Here is a 20,525-nt window from a genome sequence, read left to right on the forward strand (position 1 = left end):
TATGTATTTTTCTCATAACAGGCCCTCTACCCCTAATAAAGCTGCTCCAGATACGCCAACTACCTTTACTTACGGTCTCACTAAAGCTAGATTACCCTCCCTTATCACTACCAAATACACCGCTATTAAACAGCTGCTCACATTTGGCTGTGCTGCTTTAGCATTAGCAGGCTGCGCTCAAACCGATAGTAGGGCGGATCCGGCCCCAGAACAAGCGGAATCGCATGCCGCTTCAGTTAGGACAGATGCTGCTAAGCTTAATGTGGTGTCACCCGATTGGGGCGTAGCAGCAACGCTGACAGCCATGGGTTACCCACCCATTGCGACTGGAGATATCCGGGTCTGGGATCAATGGGTCGCTGAACCTAAACTACCAGATTCTGTGCATGATTTAGGTATACGCTACCTACCAAATGCTGAGCTTGCAGCGCAGTTGCCTGTCGATTTAATCATAGATAACTTTTTTTATGAGCACTCACGTGGGGTATATGGGGACGTCCCAGCTCAGTCGGTAATGTTTGCCAGTCAAGATGACACTGCTCAGTGGTCTAATTATGCAGCGCCGACTCGTGAGCTTGGCACGCTGATTAATAATCCAGCACAAGCAGAGCATTATATCGATGAGAGTCAGCGGCGTATTGAGCAGGCAGCAAAGCAACTACAGCAGCGATATCCTGCGGTCAAAAAGTTTGCTGTCGTTCAGTTTGTTGATGCCAATAATATGAGGATGTATTCAAACAATAGCTTATTTAATGCGGTGCTCAATCAAATGGATCTTCAGTTGGTGGCGCTGGATAAAGGCAATAGTTGGGGGTTTGTGCCCATCCAAATGGGGGATCTCACCCAGCTTGATTCTGATGTGTGTTTGTTGATAATTAGGCCGCTTAATCCAATAACGCAGCAACAAATCCAAGACAGTTTGGTTTGGCAGCGTTTGGGGTATGGTGTCAATCCTAGTACCTCTGCCAATAGTCGCTGTATGACTATTTTGCCGCCGATATGGATTTATGGTGGTATGGCATCACTCACAAGCTTGGCAGAGAATCTTGCCTCAGCAACTTTAGTTGGAGGCCGCGCGCATGACATCAAATAACCGTCAACCTACCCCAGAAACTACTCATAAAAAGTCTCAATCGTCTCAAACACAAGCAGTGGCAGATACCACGCTTACCGCCTCATCTTTGTCATCAGCAGTGGAGGTTAAGCATTGGCGGGCTTGGGCATTGTTATTGTTATTGCTGCTTGGCATTGGTGCTAGTAGTGCTGTCTTAATCAACACACTGTGGTCACAGCCCTTAATGGATCTGTTCAAACCAAGCTTTTCGCTTGATGTTGCGGACATGGCAATACAGTTAAAACTGGTTGCAACCAGTGTCGTGGCTTTATTGGCAGGGGGTCTGCTGGGTGTGGTCAGTGTGCTATTACAGCAACTGGTAAAAAACCCACTTGCCTCTGATACCACCTTGGCCATTGGTACAGGCGCTCAATTAGCCTTATTGGTCGCTACCTTGTTTGTGCCAAGCTTGGCCATTTATGGTGGTGTTTGGATTGCCTTTGTTGGTGCTTTATTTAGCTTAGCCTTGGTCTTTAGCTTGTCGGCACCGAGTCGGTTTAATCCGCTGATATTAGTATTAGCCGGTCTAGTGGTCAATATTTTATTGGCCTCTATGGCCAGTACCTTGGTGCTGTTTTTTACCGAGCGCAGTGTGGGTGTGTTGTCTTGGGCAGCAGGGTTTTTGACTCAGAATAACTGGCATACCAGTGTGAAACTGGCAATTACAACCGCCGTATTACTGGCTCTTAGCGTGCCTTTATTAAAGCCATTAACGCTGATGAGTCTTGATGATATGCAAGCGAAGCGGCTGGGAGTGCCTATTAATGCTTTGCGCTTGGTGGTGATTGGCATCGCTGCTATCGTGACGGCGCTGGTCATTAGTGAAGTGGGCTTGATTGGATTTATTGGTCTGGCTGCTGCCAGTTTGGTTAATGCATTAGGTATTGCTCATATTGGGCGTAGATTGATCGCAGCCTTTGGATTCGGTGCTTTATTACTTTGGCTCACCAGTAATGTAGGGCTGCTTTTAGAGCCTGTGCTTGGTATGCCGATACCGGCAGGTTCTATCACCGGTATTTTAGGCGCACCACTGATTATTTGGCTTATTTTACGTCAAAGACGTCAGGGTGTGGCGCCGATTACCCCTATGCTAAGCCCGCAGCGTAAAGCAATTAGCTGGCATCTTTGGATAGTGGGATTGCTGCTGCTGATTGCGGTTGTCAGCATATGGGTAAAAGACATCTCAGGTATTACATTAAGTACCGATTGGGCGTTAACCAGTCAATACCGATTGCCGCGTACCTTCAGTGCTGCTGCTACTGGCGTGATGTTAGCGACAGCAGGGGTCTTATTACAAACGTTGACTCGAAACCCAATGGCCAGCCCTGAGGTGCTAGGTATTAGCTCAGGTGCGGCTTTGGGCGTGATTACTGGGTTTTTATTATTGCCTATGTTGGGTGTCAAAGCAGGTGCCCTGAGTTTGGTCGGTTCGGGATTAGCAGGGGCGATGTTAGTGTTGCTGCTCATTATTTGGCTGGCACGTAAAGTCACGCCTGCTTATTTATTACTGGTCGGTATCGGAATTGCCGCTATGATGGATGGCGTCATGAGCATGGTAAAACTCTCTGGTGACCCAAGGCTTGAAGCCATGCTCAGTTGGTTATCTGGCACGACCTATAGCGCCAGTCCAGAGACTGTCTGGTATTTGATTGTATCTGCTGCGATTCTTGTAACGCTCAGTATGTTCCTGATTAAGCCTTTACGCATATTGGGGCTAGGCGATCCGGTTGCCCGTAGCTTAGGCGTTAAGGTGAGCGCTTATAGGTTGGCACTATTAATTGTGGTTGCTGCGCTTAGTACAGTCAGTACTTTGGCGGTAGGTCCACTGAGCTTTATTGGACTAATGGTGCCGCATTTAGCGACCTCTTTGGGCGCTGTTCAACTTGAAAAACAGTTGCCATTAGCAGCCTTATTGGGTGCAGGGGTGATGGTGCTGGCCGACTGGATAGGCCGTTATATTATCTTCCCTTATGAGTTACCGGCGGGCACTATTGCCGCCATTATAGGCGGGCTTTACTTTATATGGCTCATTCGCCGCAGTACGGTACACTCATAATGACAATAGCTCACCCAAAGCCTAACTGACCGTGTTAATAAGACAGCACGCAGCGGCCGCAGTTTTGCCAATAAGAAGCCTGCGGTCGCTGACAGTCTCAGATTTTATCCAAGTAAATGGGCGCTCCCATTTGGCCTAAAATGAGTTTAATTTGGTTTTCTTTCCTGACGCTTACTATAATAATTAGTTATTTAATATCAATAAGTTAGTAGAGATTAACTCTCTTTACTTTTCTAAAAAAATAATCCAATCTTTGGTTGACAGCAGATGCAATGTAAGTGAAAATACATTCAACAATTGATAATGATTATCATTACAATAAAAAGGATGTTTATGAGTAACATCATAAATATCCTTTTTTGATTAGGGCGCGTCCTCATTTTGAAAATGGTGATAAAAATAAGATAAATCGCAGTATGACAAGATTTAGCTATTTTTAGCTCATTTAAATGTAATCGTACGAATTGAGGACACGCCCTAATGTTAAGAAGATTTTATTTTCATAAAAAAAGCGTATGACTGACTTATCCATAAGTTCATTCGAGCCAAAGTTATCAAAACCATAATTTGCTAAAACCATATGGGATTCATTATGTATCTGTCTTTATCAGCAAAAAAAAGAAACAACCAAAGTTATCTACATCGTCAGCATCAATTTGAATCTGAGGTACTAAGCTACCCTCGTAAATTGCCCTTTGCTATTGCGTCTGCGAAAGGTGCATGGATTACAGATGTTGAAGGTAATAAATATATTGATTGTTTGTCGGGTGCGGGAACATTGGCATTGGGGCACAACCATCCTGTAGTAACTGAAAGTATCAAGCAGTTATTAGACAGTGATATGCCTATGCATACTTTAGATATCACCACACCCCTAAAAGATGAGTTTAGCGAGTTTGTGTATAAGCTTTTGGCGACTGATGACGCAGAGTATCGCTTGCAGTTTTGTGGTCCTACAGGAGCTGATGCAGTAGAAGCGGCACTTAAGCTTGCTAAAAAAGTAACAGGACGCTCAGGCATTATTAGCTTTAGCGGGGGGTATCACGGTATGACACATGGGGCACTGGCGGTCACAGGCAATCTTAATCCCAAGCAAGGGGTGGAAGGATTGATGGGGCAGGTACAGTTTTTACCTTATCCCAATACTTACCGCAGTGCATTTGGATTGCCTCAACAGCAAAGCTTGGATGCCCATATGGCGTATTTTGAAAACTTTTTGACCGACGTTGAAAGTGGGGTTACGAAGCCAGCAGCAGTGATTTTAGAGGTAATACAAGGGGAAGGCGGCGTAAATCCAGCGCCTATTGAATGGTTAAAACACGTCCGTAAAGTTACTAAAGAGCTTGATATCTTGTTAATTATAGATGAAGTGCAAACAGGATTCTGCCGCACAGGACGTTGGTTTGCCTATCAGCATGCAGATATTGATCCCGATATGATTGTGATGTCAAAAGCAATTGGTGGTGGATTGCCATTAGCCGTATTGGGCATCAAGAAACAATATGACAAATGGCAGGCAGGTAATCACTCTGGAACCTTTAGAGGCAATCAATTAGCGATGGCTACAGGGCTTGCTACCTTGAACTATTTAAAAGATAACGATATGGCAGGGCAAGCGGCGTCAATGGGTGATTGGTTTATGACCCAATTACAACAGCTACAACAAAGTGAGCCACGTATTGGTGATGTGCGGGGTAAAGGGTTGATGATTGGAATGGAGATTGTTAATCCACAATCACAAGAACAAGCTGATGGTAGTCATCCTGCAGATGGAGAGATGGCTGCAAAAATTCAGCAAGCTTGCTTCAAGCAAGGTTTAGTCATTGAAAAAGGTGGACGTATGGGGTCAGTGCTTCGTTTTCTACCCCCATTGAATATTACGGAATCTGAGTTAAACCAGGTTTTACAAAAATTACAGAAGGCCCTAAAAGATACCCGCTAAAAATGGGCATCGAGAATAATATCTTATTTCAACACTTATATAGTCGTGACAGCCCTATAGCCGATAATGAGGAATGTTTTGCAAATTTTAACCCATAAAAGCAGTGCACAATACCTTGCCGATATCCAGCAAGCTGGTCGTTTGATTAAGCAATGGCTGGATAAAAACAACCTATATTTAGGAGGGGATTGTGGACAATTAAAAGACGCACTTAATTTAAATATCACATCCCAAGGACGTGATATGCAGGCAATATTTGAAGATATAGAACAGCAACTGCTTCCTAATTGTGTCGCAACATCTCATACCCATTGTCTGGCGCATTTGCATCCACCGACTTTGGTTGTTGGTCAAATTGCTGAGCTTATTATTTCAGCCACCAACCAAAGTATGGATTCATGGAATCAAAGTCCGGCGGCTACTTATATTGAGCAAAAACTTATTGACTGGTTATGTCAGTTATGTGGTTTTCAGGCTCAAGCAGGAACTGAGAAGGATAATGAGTTTGGTGGAGTATTTACCAGTGGGGGCACTCAGAGTAATTTGATGGGGTTACTATTGGCACGCAATTGCTTTTATCAAAAGCAAGGTATTGATATTCAGCGAGACGGTCTTACTGGGCAAACACCAGCATTTATTTTATGTTCAGACCAAGCTCACTTTTCAATTGCCAAAAATGCCAACTTATTAGGGCTGGGAAGAAATTCGGTAAAAACCATTGCCACTGATGAAAAGGGGGTAATGGATATTGAAGATCTAAATTCAAAAATTCAGAGGTATGGTGCTGGCAACATCATAGCTATTGTAGCAACGGCAGGGACAACAGATGCAGGGGCAATAGACCCTTTGCCAACTATAGCAGGTCTTTGCCAGCAACATGATATTTGGTTACATGTTGATGCGGCATGGGGTGGGGCATTGCTTTTGTCACAACGATATCAAGATTGGATTGAAGGCATTGATCAAGCAGATTCAATCACTCTTGATTTTCACAAACACTTTTTCTTACCAATAAGCTGTGGCGCATTTCTGTTAAAAGACAAACATCATTTTAAAAGTATCCGTCAACACAGTGATTATTTAAATCCAAGCGATGATGATCAAGACAATATCCCTAATTTGGTGACCTATTCATTGCAAACCACACGTCGGTTTGATGCTTTAAAACTTTGGCTGGCCCTAGATTTGTTAGGGACGGATGGTTATGGCAGGCTTATTGATCAGTGTATTGATACTGCTCAGCAAGCAGCTGATGTGATTGAAATGCATCCAGATTTTGTTCTGGTTCAAAAACCTTTAATCAGTAGCGTCCTGTTCTATTATTTTCCGCATCAAATAGAATTAAGTCATGTTAACTCATTAAAACTACAGCCCATAGCAGCTACAGATAAACAGCCATCAAGGGATGTATTAACGGTGTTAAATAGAAAAATCGCTCAGCAGTTACTGATTAATAATCAGGCTAATATCGCGACGACTGAATATAAACAGCAATTTTGCCTTAAGTTTACGATTTTAAATCCTGAAACAAAGGTATCGGATATCAAAAATATTTTGGATGATATCAGCACAATCGGGCAAGTGATTATTAATGAAAACAATACTGATAAAAACAATTTAAAAAAATCTGAAGGATAAAGAGATGATTCAACAAAAAACACTCGATAGATTAGTACTTCAAAACCTAATTAATGCGTATGCGTTTGAAACACAACTAGGCAAAGTGATTGATAGCCCGCAACAAACGACACAGCAAAAACAACTGGGTCAGGGCAAGCCTATTTTAGTGTTCATACTTGAACCTCTCAACATCACTATGGCAGTTGCCTTAGATAATGTAAGTCAGTTGGGTCAACACCGCCTAGCAGACACCCCTTCTATTTTAAAACAAAGCTCGTGGGAGAAATTGGCACCTGCCAGCCTTGCCGCTTTAATTATTGAAGACTTAACTTATCGTCAAAACAAAGAAACGGCTAGGGATGGCAGTACACTTGACGGCAATGGAGTGATGAAACGCTGGCTTGAGAGTTATGAGGGACTACAAACTATTCTGGCACATCGTAGCGATGAGATTGATGACATTGTGGAAGAGGATTTGGATTTTATAGAAACAGAGCAAAACCTAATCTATGGTCATGCTATGCACCCAACGCCCAAGGGCAGGGCGGGGTTCTATGATAAAGAGTGGGCAAAATATGCACCAGAGACACAAAGCCGAACTCAGCTACATTACTGGTTGGTAGATCCAAAGTATATTGCTGAAGATTTTGTCGATGGGGATAGTATAAGTGAGGCATTAAAAGCGAAGCTTATTGATAATATGACTAGTGACGCTAATAGTATGAGTCCTTATCAGCATGCGTTACTTGAGCAATATCCCCATTATAAGCTATTACCTTTACATCCATGGCAGGCAAGATTTTTGCAACAAGAAGAGTGGTATCAGCGTTTGCTTGAGCATGGCGAATTGTTTGATATGGGTGAGATGGGATGGTATTTACACCCAACCACATCAGTACGTACGTTGGCTGCCTTTAAGGCACCTTGGATGTTTAAAGTGTCGTTGTCGGTTGCTATTACCAATTCAGTGCGTATTAACTTACCTAAAGAATGCTACCGAGGAATGCACGCTTGCCGTATATGGCGTAGCGATTATGGTAAACAATTAAAAACTCAATACCCCAGTATAGAGGTGCTCAATGATCCTGCTTGGATTGCTCTAACTATAGATGGCTCTATTGTCAATGAAACCATCTGTATTTTACGTGACAATCCTTTTGACGCTAAGTCCTCTGTTACTAATTTAGCAAGCTTGAGCCAAGACCATCCAATGCGTCTGACCAACCGCTTTGCCACTTTATTTAAAGGTATTCATAAGCGCACCAATGAGCCTCTACCACAAATTGCACGCCAGTGGTTTGATACTTATTTACAGGTTGGTTTTGTGCCACTTATTCAGATGTATTATGAGCAAGGCATAGGTTTTGAGGTGCATCAGCAAAATAGTCTAATTGAATTAAAAGACGGTTATCCCACTAAGTTTTGGGCACGTGACAATCAGGGCTTTGGTTATATTGCTGAGTATGCGGGGGCCTTGGTTGATGCCAATCCGCAACTTATCAGTGAAGCGGAGTGTGTGATTCCTGAAGATTTTGCAGATTCACGAGTGGTCTATTATTTAGTCGGTAATAGTATCTTTGGTTTAATTACTGCTATTGCCCGTACAGGCTTGGTAAGTGAAGATATGCTTTTGGAGCAATTCAAGCAATGTCTGATGACACTTGAACAGCAGTATCCACATCGCTCATTGTTTGACTTGCTATTACGTAGTCCTACTTTACCTTTCAAGGGAAATTTATTGACACGGTTATATGCGTTAGATGAATTAACGGCACCTGTAGAAACACAGTCAGTTTATGTTGATATCCCGAACCCATTAGTGGCCAGCTAAAGTAACTAGATTATAAATAACGTTCATAAAATAATAAATGTGGGGTGAATGATGTTAGATCTTATTGGAATAGGTGTTGGGCCATTTAATTTAAGTTTGGCGGCGTTATTAGATAAACAGCCAACATTAACGGGCAAGTTTTTTGAGCAAAAGCCAAACTTTGATTGGCATAAGGGAATGATCTTGCCACACACCACCTTGCAGGTTCCGTTTATGGCAGATTTGGTGACACTCATTGACCCCACTAGTCGGTATAGTTTTTTAAACTATTTGCATCACCATCACCGCTTATTAAAATTTTATTTTCTTGAGGATTTTAAGATTTTCCGTCAAGAATATAATCACTATTGCCAATGGGTAGCGGGGCAGTTAGACAGTTTGGTATTCGATGCTCAGGTACAAGATGTTACACGCATGGAGGATCGGACAGGATATATCGTGCGTGTCTATGAACAAGGAGACATTAAAACCTATCATGCCAAAAATATAGTCATTGGCACAGGCACGCAAGCTACTTTACCAGCGGTATTACAGCCACTAGCAGACAAAGCTCCACACCGCTGTATGCATACAGCAAACTTTACAAATCACTTCAATTATGAGCAAATAAACCAGTCAGATACTCAGCCTAAGGTATTGGTATTGGGCTCGGGGCAGTCTTCTGCTGAAGTGTATCGAGCTTTGTTAGATCAGCAGTTTGATGTGCATGGTCAGACAAGGTTCCAGTTAGATTGGTTGACCCGTTCAGCGGGTTTTTTCCCAATGGAGTACTCTCCATTAGGGCTTGAGCATTTTAGCCCTGCTTATACCGATTATTTTTATCATTTGCCAGATAGCACCAAGTATTCTGTATTAAAAAAACAAGATCTTCTTTATAAGGGTATGGGGTTTAGCACGATTAGAGATATTTATATCCGGCTTTATGAGCGTAGTATTGCTAATCAGCCAACCTATTCAAACTTGCTTGCACACTGTGAAGTGATGGATGCAAAAACTGTGAACTCTGGTTCTGACGATGAAAATACTCGTGATATAAAACTAGAATTAACTATAAACCAGCGTGAGCAGAAGCGTCAGTTCATAGCTCAATATGACTGCGTGATTGCTGGTACAGGCTATCGTCATGGACTCCCCAGCTGTTTAGGTCCTTTACAGTCAGATATTGAATATGATGAGTTTGAGCAACCTAAGATTAATTTAGATTATACCTTGGTATTTAAAGACGCTATGCAACTGCAAACACAACAACACAAACAGCAAGACGCTCTAGAGAGTGGGGTAGTGGGGCAAGTTTTTGTACAAAATCAGGAAATTCATTCACATGGTATAGGTGCACCAGATTTGGGTCTAGGCGCGTATCGGGCAGGATATATTATTAATCAATTACAAGGGGAGCAGGTATATGACACCGAAGCACTTACCGTATTTCAAGGATTTGGTGTTTCACAGAACCAATCATCGTTGAGTAGTTAGTCTTTAAATAGCGAACCCTAAATAGGCTATCTTAAATCATAAGCGTATTAACAAAATACTTTTGAACCTAACCATTTATTCAGATTTTTATTAATGATATATCAGTTATAGGACCGTATATATGCCAAGCATTGCTCAAAGTCTACCCGATACGTTCTCCGTTCATGTCAATCAAAAACAGTTTGGCTTACGTCCCGTAAATTATCCTGAGGATATGTCTTTATTGTACCGCTGGATGCATGCAGAACATGTAGTGGATCAGTGGCAACTACATTTGCCAATGCCACTATTAAAGGTGCATTTTGAGAAAATGATTGTCGATGACCATCAGCGTCTCTACATTATATTATGTGATAACAAACCCATTGGTTATACCGAGATTTACGAAACTTATCGTGATCGATTGTCTTTATACTACAAAGCAAAACCCACCGATATGGGATGGCACATTTTACTCGGTGAATCAGATACTGTGGGACGGGGTTATTTAAGACCGATAGGAATGATGATATCGCGATTTATTTTTGAGCATACTGATGCTAAAAAGATTGTCACCGAACCTGATAGTAAAATTGAGGTGTATAAATGGGTGGCAGATAGCTTTGCTTATAAAATTCAGCGCTTGGCTGATATGCCTGAAAAAAAGGCAGCTCTTTATTTTTGTCATCGTGATGAGTTTTATGATTCTAGAGGCTATTTAGGTTTTTATGGCGAAACCTCAGGTTCTTGATGTCAAGCTAAAGTGAGCAGTGCTTATTTTTTAATTTGCTCCAATACTCTTGCATTCTATTGGTACTGAAATCTTATCATGACAAATCTTTTAAAGCAGCGCCCCTTATCCTCTAAGAAGCGCCCCTCATCCCAAAATAGCCACCCTGAGTCGCTAGGTGACAGCCAAGTACGGCGTGTACTTTGGATCTTATTGCTAGGGGGTACGGTGGTTAGCTTTAGTAATAGTGCTTTAAATCCTGCTATTCCTGTATTTATGTCTGTGTTTTCAGTGGATATTGTGATGGGTGGCTGGGTATTAAATGGTTATGTGCTAGCGATGAGTGTGGGGTTAATGCTCAGCGGTTACTTGAGTAGAGTCTTTGATTTTAAGCGGATATATGTCGTTGCTATTATCGGATTTATGGCAGGGTCGCTTGCAGGTATGTTGGCAACCAGTATGGCTTTTATTATTGTGGCAAGAGCCATTCAAGGGCTGGCAGGTGGTTTGATTATTCCGTTATCAATAGGTCTATTGTACCAAATATATCCAAGTAACAAGCAGGGCCGCGTTATGGCATTGTGGGGCATTGTGATTATGTTGTCCTTAGCCATAGGTCCCTTAGTGGGTGCTTATTTAGTGGCACATTTTGAGTGGTGGACTTTATTTGCTATAACGCTACCGCTTAGCGTACTGGTGGTCGCTATGGCGGTATGGTGGATGCCATCATTGCCTGAGTCACAGACTCAAAAAGAGCAATATAGAGATAGGTCATTTGATATGGCAGGTTTTATTGCTTTAGTTGTATGGCTGATGGCACTAACATTATGGCTCAATGCGTTAAAGTCGCATCTAGAGATTGGCGCATCGAATGGCTTTATTCAAGGGATGTATGTGGTTGCATTTTTTGTGACTGCTGGGATTTGGTGGCGTTATGAGCGTAAGCATTCAAGTCCGTTACTTAATGTGAGTTTGTTTGCTAATAAAACGTATTTGCATAGCATTATTTTAAGTATCACCCAAACACTTGGATTGATGATGGGGCTCTTATTCCTTCCTATTATTATCCAAGAGGTGATGCATAAAAGTGCGATGTGGACAGGTCTGGTGTTAATGGTGGCAACCTTAATTGCCAGTATTACGACTCATATTGCTGGTAAAGTTGTTGATAGATATGGCGCTAGAAGCATTGGTAGTGCGGGTGTCATCATTAGTGGTGTAGCAATGTTACTGCTCGCTGTTTGCTTATTTGCGCCTAATATATGGCTGATTATGCTGATTATGAGTATACATGGTGTGGGTGTGGGACTGGCTTATTTGCCAACCACAACCGTAGGGCTAGGCAGTTTGGATAAGCATCTGGTGACGGATGGTGCAGCGCTAAATAACATCAGTAGACGCATTATATCAACAATCTTTATCACCCTAGCAACCTTATATATCAATGGTGGCGGACTGGGTCTGTTGGCTCACCTCTTACCAAGTTTAAGTATGGCTGACTTGATTACCAGTATATTTCCTAATGGGTTACCTGATCTATTATCTAATCCGCTAATAGCATCTATGCAAGAGGTCTTTTTAGGGCTGGCGGTTATGCTGTTAGTAACCTTCATTTCCGCACGTAAATTACCCTAGTTAGTTTTTATAGTTAAAGTCATGATTAGCATTTTATCGCTTATAGATATAAATAGTTATCATTAGTATTTTTATTATTGTTTATTAGGAAAACATTAAATCAAAAAAACATTAAATCAAAACAAAATAAATGAGGCACGAACCTGTCTTCATAAAGTTAATTAGGGAGTTATCCATGCAACAATCATCGCTTACTAGCATTTCAAAAAGTGTTGATAAACATGAGCAGCAATCTACATATTTCTTAAAGGCAACTTGGCCTTGGCAAACCCAGCTAATAAAGCATGATTTAAAGCAAACCAAAGAGGACAGTAGTACGTTTGATAATAGTAGGGCGGGTGTACAGCCAGAAGTGCCGAGAGTATTGTCTAAGATACAGATGCAGCAGATAGAACAGCGTGTCATCAAACAATTATTACAAGCGTTATTGTTTGAAGATATTTTGGATTATCAGCACAGCCCGGTAGCATCAAGTGAAACCAATGCTTTACATTCCAATACGCTACACACTTTTATTATTAAGGCATCTAATGATATTAGCTATGTGGCTGAAGGTTATATCCATTATAGCTTTGATTTGATTCGCTTTAACGACGTAGACGTGATGCGTGTACAGCAAGAGGAGAAGCAACCGGCAACATTAGAGGGCATTATTAATGACATTATATTAAATATTAGAGCCTCTTCTGTTTATCCAAACCAAACCAATACAGCAGATGATCAGTCACCCAAGCTAGTAAATTCTTTTATTAAAGAGCTGCGTCATACCTTAATCAATGAAATACAGGCGCAAGCAATGACCCCTTTTATGCCTACTGATATTAATATATTGACTTATCCTCAATTGGAGGGCTACTTGATGGCAGGGCATCCCTATCATCCCTGCTTTAAATCACGTATTGGGTTTAATATAAGTGATAATTATCAGTATGGCCCTGAGTTTGCCCATGATGTGCCTGTTGTATGGTTAGCGGTAGAGCGTAGTTTACTGGTAAGTAATAGTGTTGAATCGTTGGCTATTAACCAGTGGATAAAGCAGTATTTGGGCGATAATGATTATTATAAGTTGACGGATAAGCTAAAAGACGTGGTTGATGATGAGAATGATTATGGCTTGATCCCCGCACATCCTTGGCAATGGCAAAATACACTTATTTATGCCCTTCAGCCTTTATTGAATACTCAGAAGGTTATTTATTTGGGTCCAACGTCAGCAACCTATCACGCTCAGCAGTCGATACGGTCACTGACGATGCTGTCGGAGGATAAGCCTTATCTGAAACTAAGTATGCATCTAATTAATACTTCTAGTACTCGGATACTTGCCAAGCATACGGTGATGAACGCTGCCATAGTGACCCAATGGCTTAACCAATTAATTGCAGAAGATGAGACAGCACAGTCACTAAATATTGCATTTTTGGGAGAGACGATGGGTATCAGTTTGGATCATGAGACGTTACGTGGACAAGGCTATCAACATCCAGATATTTATGGTGGACTTGGTGCAATTTGGCGAGAAAATGTCAGCCAGTATTTAGAAGCCAATCAGCAAGCTTATCCTTTAAACGGAGTCAGTTATATTAACGCTGACGGCAGTTTGCTTATAGACCCTTGGATACAACAATATGGTATGGAGAGTTGGATTAAGCAACTGATTAAGGTAACGACATTGCCTATTATTCATATGTTATTTGCTCATGGTGTCGCACTTGAATGTCATGCACAAAATATTGTATTGGTACACGAAAATGGCTATCCGATTAAAGTGTTATTAAAAGATTTGCATGATGGTATTCGTTATTCCCCTGAGCATCTGACAAGACAAGATTTGCGTCCCCAATTCTACAGCTTACCTGCTGCGCATGCGGCCTTGAACAGAGGTTCGTTTATCGAAACTGAGGATACTGACGGTATTCGTGATATGACAGTAGCGTGTTTATTTTTTGTTGCCTTTGCAGATATGGCTATTTTTATGCAAACACATTATGACTATCCAGAGCAGCAGTTTTGGCAACAGGTGGCACAGTGTATCCAAAATTATCAACACGCCCATCCAGAGCATCACGCCCGCTATAAGTTATTTGATGTCTTTGCTGAGCAAACACGTATAGAGTCTTTGGCCAAAAGGCGTCTGTTTGGTGATGCGGTATTCCCCATTAAATATATCAATAATCCACTATATAAAGTGGTAAGTAGTGAGTAGGAATGCTGCCAGCAATATAAATCCATAACCAAAAGACCCCTTATTATTGATTGCGAAAGAGATGAATGTGATGTTGAGCTTATTTCCAGTACAAACAAAAAATCATTTAATGGCTATAGAAACTGCACAGTGGCGATTGATAAATCAATTACTAGAGTGTTGCCAACTTGAACAATGGTTAAATTCTGACGATGTCATATTAACCAATAGCCATGAATATATCGCAGAACTATCCCAGCAACTTACTCAGAAACTTACTAAGCAACCGACTCAGAAAATTAAAAACAATAATCTCTGTTATTCTGATAATCAAGAGGATGTATATGTCCAGCTGCATCAACTGACGGCAACTTATAATAAAGAGTTTACCGATGCACTATGTAAAAATGATACACCATTGGTGGTTATTAAGTTGCCTAATGATGAACAGTTACTGCTGTTGATTCATTCGCGGTACAATTCAACGTGGCAATTAAAGGAGGCTTGTTTGCCTGTTTTGTACTCGGACTCCAACCCTTACATAAAGGAGGGGGCGGGTGCTGAGATGAACAACTCAGACAATAATATGGCTCAAACTGATACTATGTTTGATAGGCAGTTTCAGGTGATTGACTCAGCTGAGCTATTGCTGTCGCTGTTATTATTAGCCATGGATAATGCAGAAGATACGCTACCAGAGGGGGGAGTCCTCAAATTAAAAGAGAGCTTAAAAGCTTCATTTTTGGCACTACAGTGGTCAGCGCAAGCGGATATAACCTCGTTGGTCTATAACCAAGAGCATTGGTATCAAAGCCTTATTGCCTCTGAACAGTGGGCGTCTTTGACAGACCGGCCTTTTCATCCTTTAGCCAAGGGTAAGCTTGGATTTAATCAGCAGGATTATCAGCAATACATGGCTGAGTTTGGTCAGCCTATTTATCTGAATTGGGTGGCAGTGGATAAAAACCACCTTATGTTTTCTGCTGTATTAGAGCAAAGTGAAAATAGTAAGACACCTGCACAATACCTACTTAATCCGCAGCAATACCAAAGCTTAGAGCAGGAGTTACAAGCGCGAGGGGTGCTTGATAGCCATATTGCGATTCCTGTACACCCTTGGCAAATGGCAAATGAAATTGAGGCGTTTTTTAGTGAGGATTTATCAAAAACAACAGTAGTTAAGCTACGCTTTAATCAGCTGGTAAGTCATGCAAGCTCATCCATGCGAAGTATGTTGTTATGCACCAATACGCCCTATAGCATCAAATTACCACTAGGAATATATGCGTTAAATTCCAAGCGATACTTGCCAGCTTTAAAGCTTATCAATGCAGAAAAAAACCAAGCATTGATAGCACAAGCCCAGCTTCGTGATGATGTTTTAGGTCAACAAATGTGGCTATGGGATGAGCGTATGTGGTGGGGTTATATGCCGCCTGAACACCGTCATAATAAAAGCTCAACTAACCCAAGCTTTTATCAAGAAAAGCCCACTCATTTAGGGGTGTTGATACGTTGTCTGCCCAATGAGTTATGCGATGATTCTGTGCGTCTATTGCCCATGGCAAGCTTAGGTATGTTGGTGCATCAGCAACATACCTCTCACCATATTTTTGATGAGCTGTTAGAGGGTTTTGACAATTATCAAATAGATACAGATATAGAGCAAGAAGGTATAGATTCTCAGTACCAAAATGACCAAATGAGTAGCACGCAGGCACGTGTTATGAACTGCTTTGTCAATCTTTGTCAGGTATTTTTGGGCACTATGCTGCGCTGCATCCGTCTTGGATTTGTGCCTGAGTTACACGGCCAAAATGTGATTATGGTCATAAAAGACAATCAATTTAATGGGCTGTTATTACGTGATCATGATTCGGTACGTATTCATCTACCTTGGCTTGCTCGGCATCAAATACATGATCCCCAGTATCTAAGCCCGCCTAATTTTAGAAATAGATTATACAGAGATACCCCTGAGGCATTGATATTTTATTTACAGTCCTTGGGTATATTGGTGAATATTCGTGCCATTATTGAATCTTTAGCAGCTCATTATGATTTGGCTGAGGTTAGGTTGTGGGCAACAGTGAGAGAAATAATAGAGCAAACACTGGAACAGTTAGATTTTGATGACGATCAATACCAGGTACTTAAGCAGAACTTGTTAGACAGCCCGTTTTATCCACATAAAACTTTAATGTTGCCTGTCATTGAAAGAGGGCAACAAGCACATGGCAGTATGCCAGCAGGTGAGAGTGTGGTGACAAATCCCATATCCGTACAGGCGCTTAGTGATCGTCAACCTCAGACGCATAGCAAAAATTAAGGACAAAGAAATGACAAATTCTGCCATAGACTCGCTTGTTGCTGCGTATCGAAAGATTGATAGTTCAACCATAGGTCATCTCACTGAAGAGGGATATTTAGCTGGAATAACGCCACTGCAAGCCTGCACTCAAGGTCTAGCGGGTCGAGTGGTAACGGTACGTCTGAATTCAGACAATACCGACGTAATTAATAAAGCATTACGATTGGCACACCCCAATGACGTGTTGTGTATTGATGCACAGATATTAGGGGATAAAGCATGTTGGGGGGCTTTACGCACTTGTGCTGCCATATATGAGCAGTTAAGTGCGGTCATCGTATTAGGAAAAGTGACAGATTCTATGGCACTGAAGCAACTGGATTTTCCTGTGTTTGCAACGGGGGTTAGTGCTTTGACTACCTATAAATCTCAGGGTGAACAGGGTGAGATACATTGTGATTTGAACTACCAAATAGGTGATAGCAAGACGATTGCTATAAGTTCAGGAGATGTGGCAGTGATGGATAATGATGGGGTGTTTATCCTGCCATTACCACTTGCACACTCTTTACTTAGAAGGTGTCAACAAAAGCAGCAAAAAGACGACGCAAAACTGCAATTATTTATGAGTGCTTATCAAAATAATGAAATGGATCAGCTGGTTAAAAAACTAGAAGCTGATAACAAGAATTAAAGAAATTGCCAAAATGTTTCATAAAACTATAGAATTAATAATGATTATCATTTAGAATAGCTTTTGTATTTAAGATTACGTATTTAATACCTTTTTCATTCAAATAGTATTAATTGTAACAGTATTTAGCAACCTGCTTTATTGGTTTTAATCTCGGAAGGACAGGTTGCGATTAAAAGATAACTTTGGTTGGTCAGTCGATTATCTGCCAGCAAAACTTAATAAGCTCAACAAGAGGAAATTATTCCATGAAGAATCATCACCTTGCATTATCTGTTCTAAGTTTATGTATTAGTCAGCAGCTTTATGCACAAACTGATGCGAATGTTACCTCAGCTCAAAATGATACGACTTCTCAATCAAATTCGATGACCACTAATGCAGCTAAAGTCACTAACTTATCAGCTGAGGAAGCGGCAGATATTCCAAGTGCGACACTTGATACGGTGGTGGTAACAGGATTCGCAAAAACAGGGACGGTACTTGCACAAAAAATCAGTGAAATGCCGGCGGTGACTCAGGTTATTAGAGAAAAGGATATACATGCTCAAGCTGTGGGCAGCCGTACCACCGGTGATATATTGGCACAATTAATCCCAAGCTTGGGTACCAGTAGTGGTGGAACAAGTAACTATGGCACCACCATGCATGGTAGACCAGTTCAATTTTTATTAAACGGTGTGCCATTAACAGGGTCACGTAATTTATCACGAGAGCTAAATAGTATTGATCCGGCGCAACTTGAGCGAGTAGAAGTACTATCAGGGGCAACCAGTATTTATGGGTCAGGCGCTGCAGGCGGCCTCATTAACTTGGTAACCAAGTCGGTGGAAGGAGAGGGGTTTCAAGGTCAAACTCGTATCGGTATGAGCGCTGCTCGCGATTTTGACTCTGATTCACTAGGCTATAATGTCGGTCAAACTCTAGCCTATGGTGGTGATAATATCTGGGGGCGCTTAGATGTTGATTATGAGGACAAGGGCGGGCAATTTGATAGTCATGGCAATCGTATTAGCCCAGATGTTAACCAGACCGATCAGCAAGATACACAGTCGCTTAGTGTGAATGCGAATGTGGGGGCAAATATTGATGAATCGCAAACCCTAAACTTAGCTGTTACTTATTACAATGATGAACAAGACACAGATTATGGCCCAGATTATGGCGATAATTTAGAAGTGTTATTTGGTGCTACACCTTCACTGCGTGCTATCGATGGGGCGCATATTAAACATGAGCCAAGAACCCGTAAAACCTCAGTTAACCTGAACTATAATAATAATGACTTTCTAAACTCTAATCTAAGTATTACGGGGTATTATAGAGATGAAAAAGGACGGTTTTATCCATCTGGTAAAGACGCAAGCACTCAGGCAATCGGTGAATGGGTAGCCAATGGGTTAACTGATAGAGATACGCTGAAAAAGTTAGCAGGTGCCGCTGTGATTGCGACACAGTCAGAAGCAGATATCGAAGTGAAGGGTGTACGCGCCGCCATGCAAACTGAGCTTGATATCAAAGATATGCCAACACTTATAAGCTATGGCGCAGATTATGAGCGTGAAGAAAGTGAGCAGACTTATTATGGTCAAGATTTAAATAAATTTATGGCCAGCAATGGTTTAGTAGCTGAACCCAATGGCCGTACTTACTATGGTGGGCCAGATACGACTATTGATAAAATTGGTGCATTTGTCAACGCTGATATAGATTTTACAGATAAGTGGCATGCTAGCGCAGGGGTACGTTATCAAAAGCTCAAATCAGATACCGATAGCTTTACCCCCATTTATGAGCAGATACTAGAAGAGTATTTTCACGACCCCCGTATTGCCCCTGTAGCAAATGCATATGGTATTGATTACCAAGCAAGCAGAGTAGAAGCTGGTGATACTGACCATCATAAAACCTTATTTAATGTCGGCACCAGCTATCAGATTACGCCAGAAGATCAAATCTTTGCCAACTTTTCACAAGGCTTTACTACTGCTGATATCCAGCGTGCCCTACGTGATGTTCGTTCAGGCTTCGTTGTTAACTCAGATAATGTGCAGCCGATTGAAGTGGATAACTATGAGCTTGGGTGGCAAGGCACGCACGGTAATACCAATGCTAAGTTGAGCGGATTTTATAATGAATCGGACAAAACCGTTCGATTTACAGATAATTATACGGTTGAGGTTGTGGATACCGATGAACGTGTCTACGGAGCAGAAGCTTCTATTAGCCAAAAGTTAAGTGACAACTGGCAACTGGGTGGAACATTAGCTTATACGCGTGGTCAATACAAAAAAGATGGCGACTGGTTAGAGCTTGGTGCGGATCGTATATCACCGTTTAAAGGCACGGCCTATGCGCAATATAACTTCAACAATGGTAGTAATATCCGCTTGCAAGCACTGGCTATTGATGGCACAGACAAAGCTTATAAAGATCAGCGCAAAGACCCTGATGCCAAGGCAAATGAAGTATCAGGCTATGCTACCTTTGATTTGGTAGGTCAGGTGAAACTGCCTAAAGGACAAGGCACAGTCGATTACGGGGTGTACAACTTACTAAATAAAGACTACTTGAACGTTTATCATCAGACGACCTATGGAGCTATGAATCGTCTACCCTCACAAGGTACGACTTATGGTATCAGTTATACCATCGACTACTAATCTTAATTGAGATTATTCATAAAAAAGAGGGCGGTGATGAACTGACCTACAAATGTTGGTCGTTTTAATTTAAAACAAGGACTGAGTTCTGTATTATACAGGCTCAGTTCTTTTAATTTGAGTCGAGTACGCTCATTATTCTAGTAATGGATATGCTCATGAAACAGTTGCTCTAATTGCACAAGCTCTAGCTTTCTCGCCGCTACCTAACAAAAGTCGGCACTAAAAATTATGGATTTCCGTATATTACAAGCCAATGAATAGTTTGAAAGATATAAGCATGAGATATTTA

General features: G+C 41.5%; 12 protein-coding genes. All 12 read left to right on the forward strand.

From position 1 onward, the window contains the following. Nucleotide 1: 1 nt before the first annotated feature. The 12 genes from AC2SLO_RS07115 (at nucleotide 2) to AC2SLO_RS07170 (ending at nucleotide 20,233) form a co-directional block, all read left to right on the forward strand. Nucleotides 2–1,093 (forward strand): ABC transporter substrate-binding protein, encoded by a 1,092-nt coding sequence (locus tag AC2SLO_RS07115; RefSeq protein ID WP_486541231.1) that lies wholly within the window; start codon nucleotides 2–4, stop codon nucleotides 1,091–1,093. After that, entirely contained in the window at nucleotides 1,080–3,170 is a 2,091-nt protein-coding gene (fhuB, locus tag AC2SLO_RS07120) for a Fe(3+)-hydroxamate ABC transporter permease FhuB (protein WP_486541229.1), read from the forward strand. The genes AC2SLO_RS07115 and fhuB overlap by 14 nt, the downstream gene beginning before the upstream one ends. Before the next feature lie 592 nt (nucleotides 3,171–3,762). Continuing rightward, nucleotides 3,763–5,112 carry a diaminobutyrate--2-oxoglutarate transaminase family protein gene (locus AC2SLO_RS07125; protein WP_486541227.1) on the forward strand — a complete coding sequence of 450 codons (1,350 nt, stop codon included), beginning with the start codon at nucleotides 3,763–3,765 and terminating at the stop codon, nucleotides 5,110–5,112. Nucleotides 5,113–5,190: 78 nt separating this feature from the next. Continuing rightward, a complete protein-coding gene (locus AC2SLO_RS07130; protein ID WP_486541225.1) occupies nucleotides 5,191–6,750 on the forward strand; it encodes a pyridoxal phosphate-dependent decarboxylase family protein in 1,560 nt (519 codons plus the stop codon). 4 nt (nucleotides 6,751–6,754) lie between these two features. Further along, nucleotides 6,755–8,563 carry an IucA/IucC family protein gene (locus tag AC2SLO_RS07135; protein WP_486541223.1) on the forward strand — a complete coding sequence of 603 codons (1,809 nt, stop codon included), beginning with the start codon at nucleotides 6,755–6,757 and terminating at the stop codon, nucleotides 8,561–8,563. 48 nt (nucleotides 8,564–8,611) lie between these two features. Then, on the forward strand, nucleotides 8,612–10,036 hold the full coding sequence (locus AC2SLO_RS07140) for a lysine N(6)-hydroxylase/L-ornithine N(5)-oxygenase family protein (protein ID WP_486541221.1): 1,425 nt from the start codon (nucleotides 8,612–8,614) through the stop codon (nucleotides 10,034–10,036). Nucleotides 10,037–10,157: 121 nt separating this feature from the next. Continuing rightward, nucleotides 10,158–10,766: a GNAT family N-acetyltransferase gene (locus AC2SLO_RS07145; RefSeq protein WP_486541219.1), complete on the forward strand. Its 609-nt coding sequence runs from the start codon at nucleotides 10,158–10,160 to the stop codon at nucleotides 10,764–10,766. A 78-nt stretch (nucleotides 10,767–10,844) separates the two neighbouring features. Further along, the gene (locus AC2SLO_RS07150) at nucleotides 10,845–12,380 is read left to right on the forward strand and encodes an MFS transporter (RefSeq protein ID WP_486541217.1); all 1,536 of its coding nucleotides are present in this window, start codon (nucleotides 10,845–10,847) and stop codon (nucleotides 12,378–12,380) included. 175 nt (nucleotides 12,381–12,555) lie between these two features. Then, complete coding sequence (locus tag AC2SLO_RS07155) at nucleotides 12,556–14,586, forward strand: IucA/IucC family protein (protein WP_486541215.1); 2,031 nt, start codon at nucleotides 12,556–12,558, stop codon at nucleotides 14,584–14,586. 70 nt (nucleotides 14,587–14,656) lie between these two features. After that, nucleotides 14,657–16,894 (forward strand): IucA/IucC family protein, encoded by a 2,238-nt coding sequence (locus AC2SLO_RS07160; protein WP_486541213.1) that lies wholly within the window; start codon nucleotides 14,657–14,659, stop codon nucleotides 16,892–16,894. Nucleotides 16,895–16,904: 10 nt separating this feature from the next. Continuing rightward, nucleotides 16,905–17,570 carry an RraA family protein gene (locus AC2SLO_RS07165; protein WP_486541211.1) on the forward strand — a complete coding sequence of 222 codons (666 nt, stop codon included), beginning with the start codon at nucleotides 16,905–16,907 and terminating at the stop codon, nucleotides 17,568–17,570. Nucleotides 17,571–17,818: 248 nt separating this feature from the next. After that, nucleotides 17,819–20,233 carry a TonB-dependent receptor gene (locus tag AC2SLO_RS07170; RefSeq protein ID WP_486541209.1) on the forward strand — a complete coding sequence of 805 codons (2,415 nt, stop codon included), beginning with the start codon at nucleotides 17,819–17,821 and terminating at the stop codon, nucleotides 20,231–20,233. Nucleotides 20,234–20,525 lie beyond the last annotated feature (292 nt).

It is taken from the genome of Psychrobacter sp. CX14, from assembly GCF_057396205.2.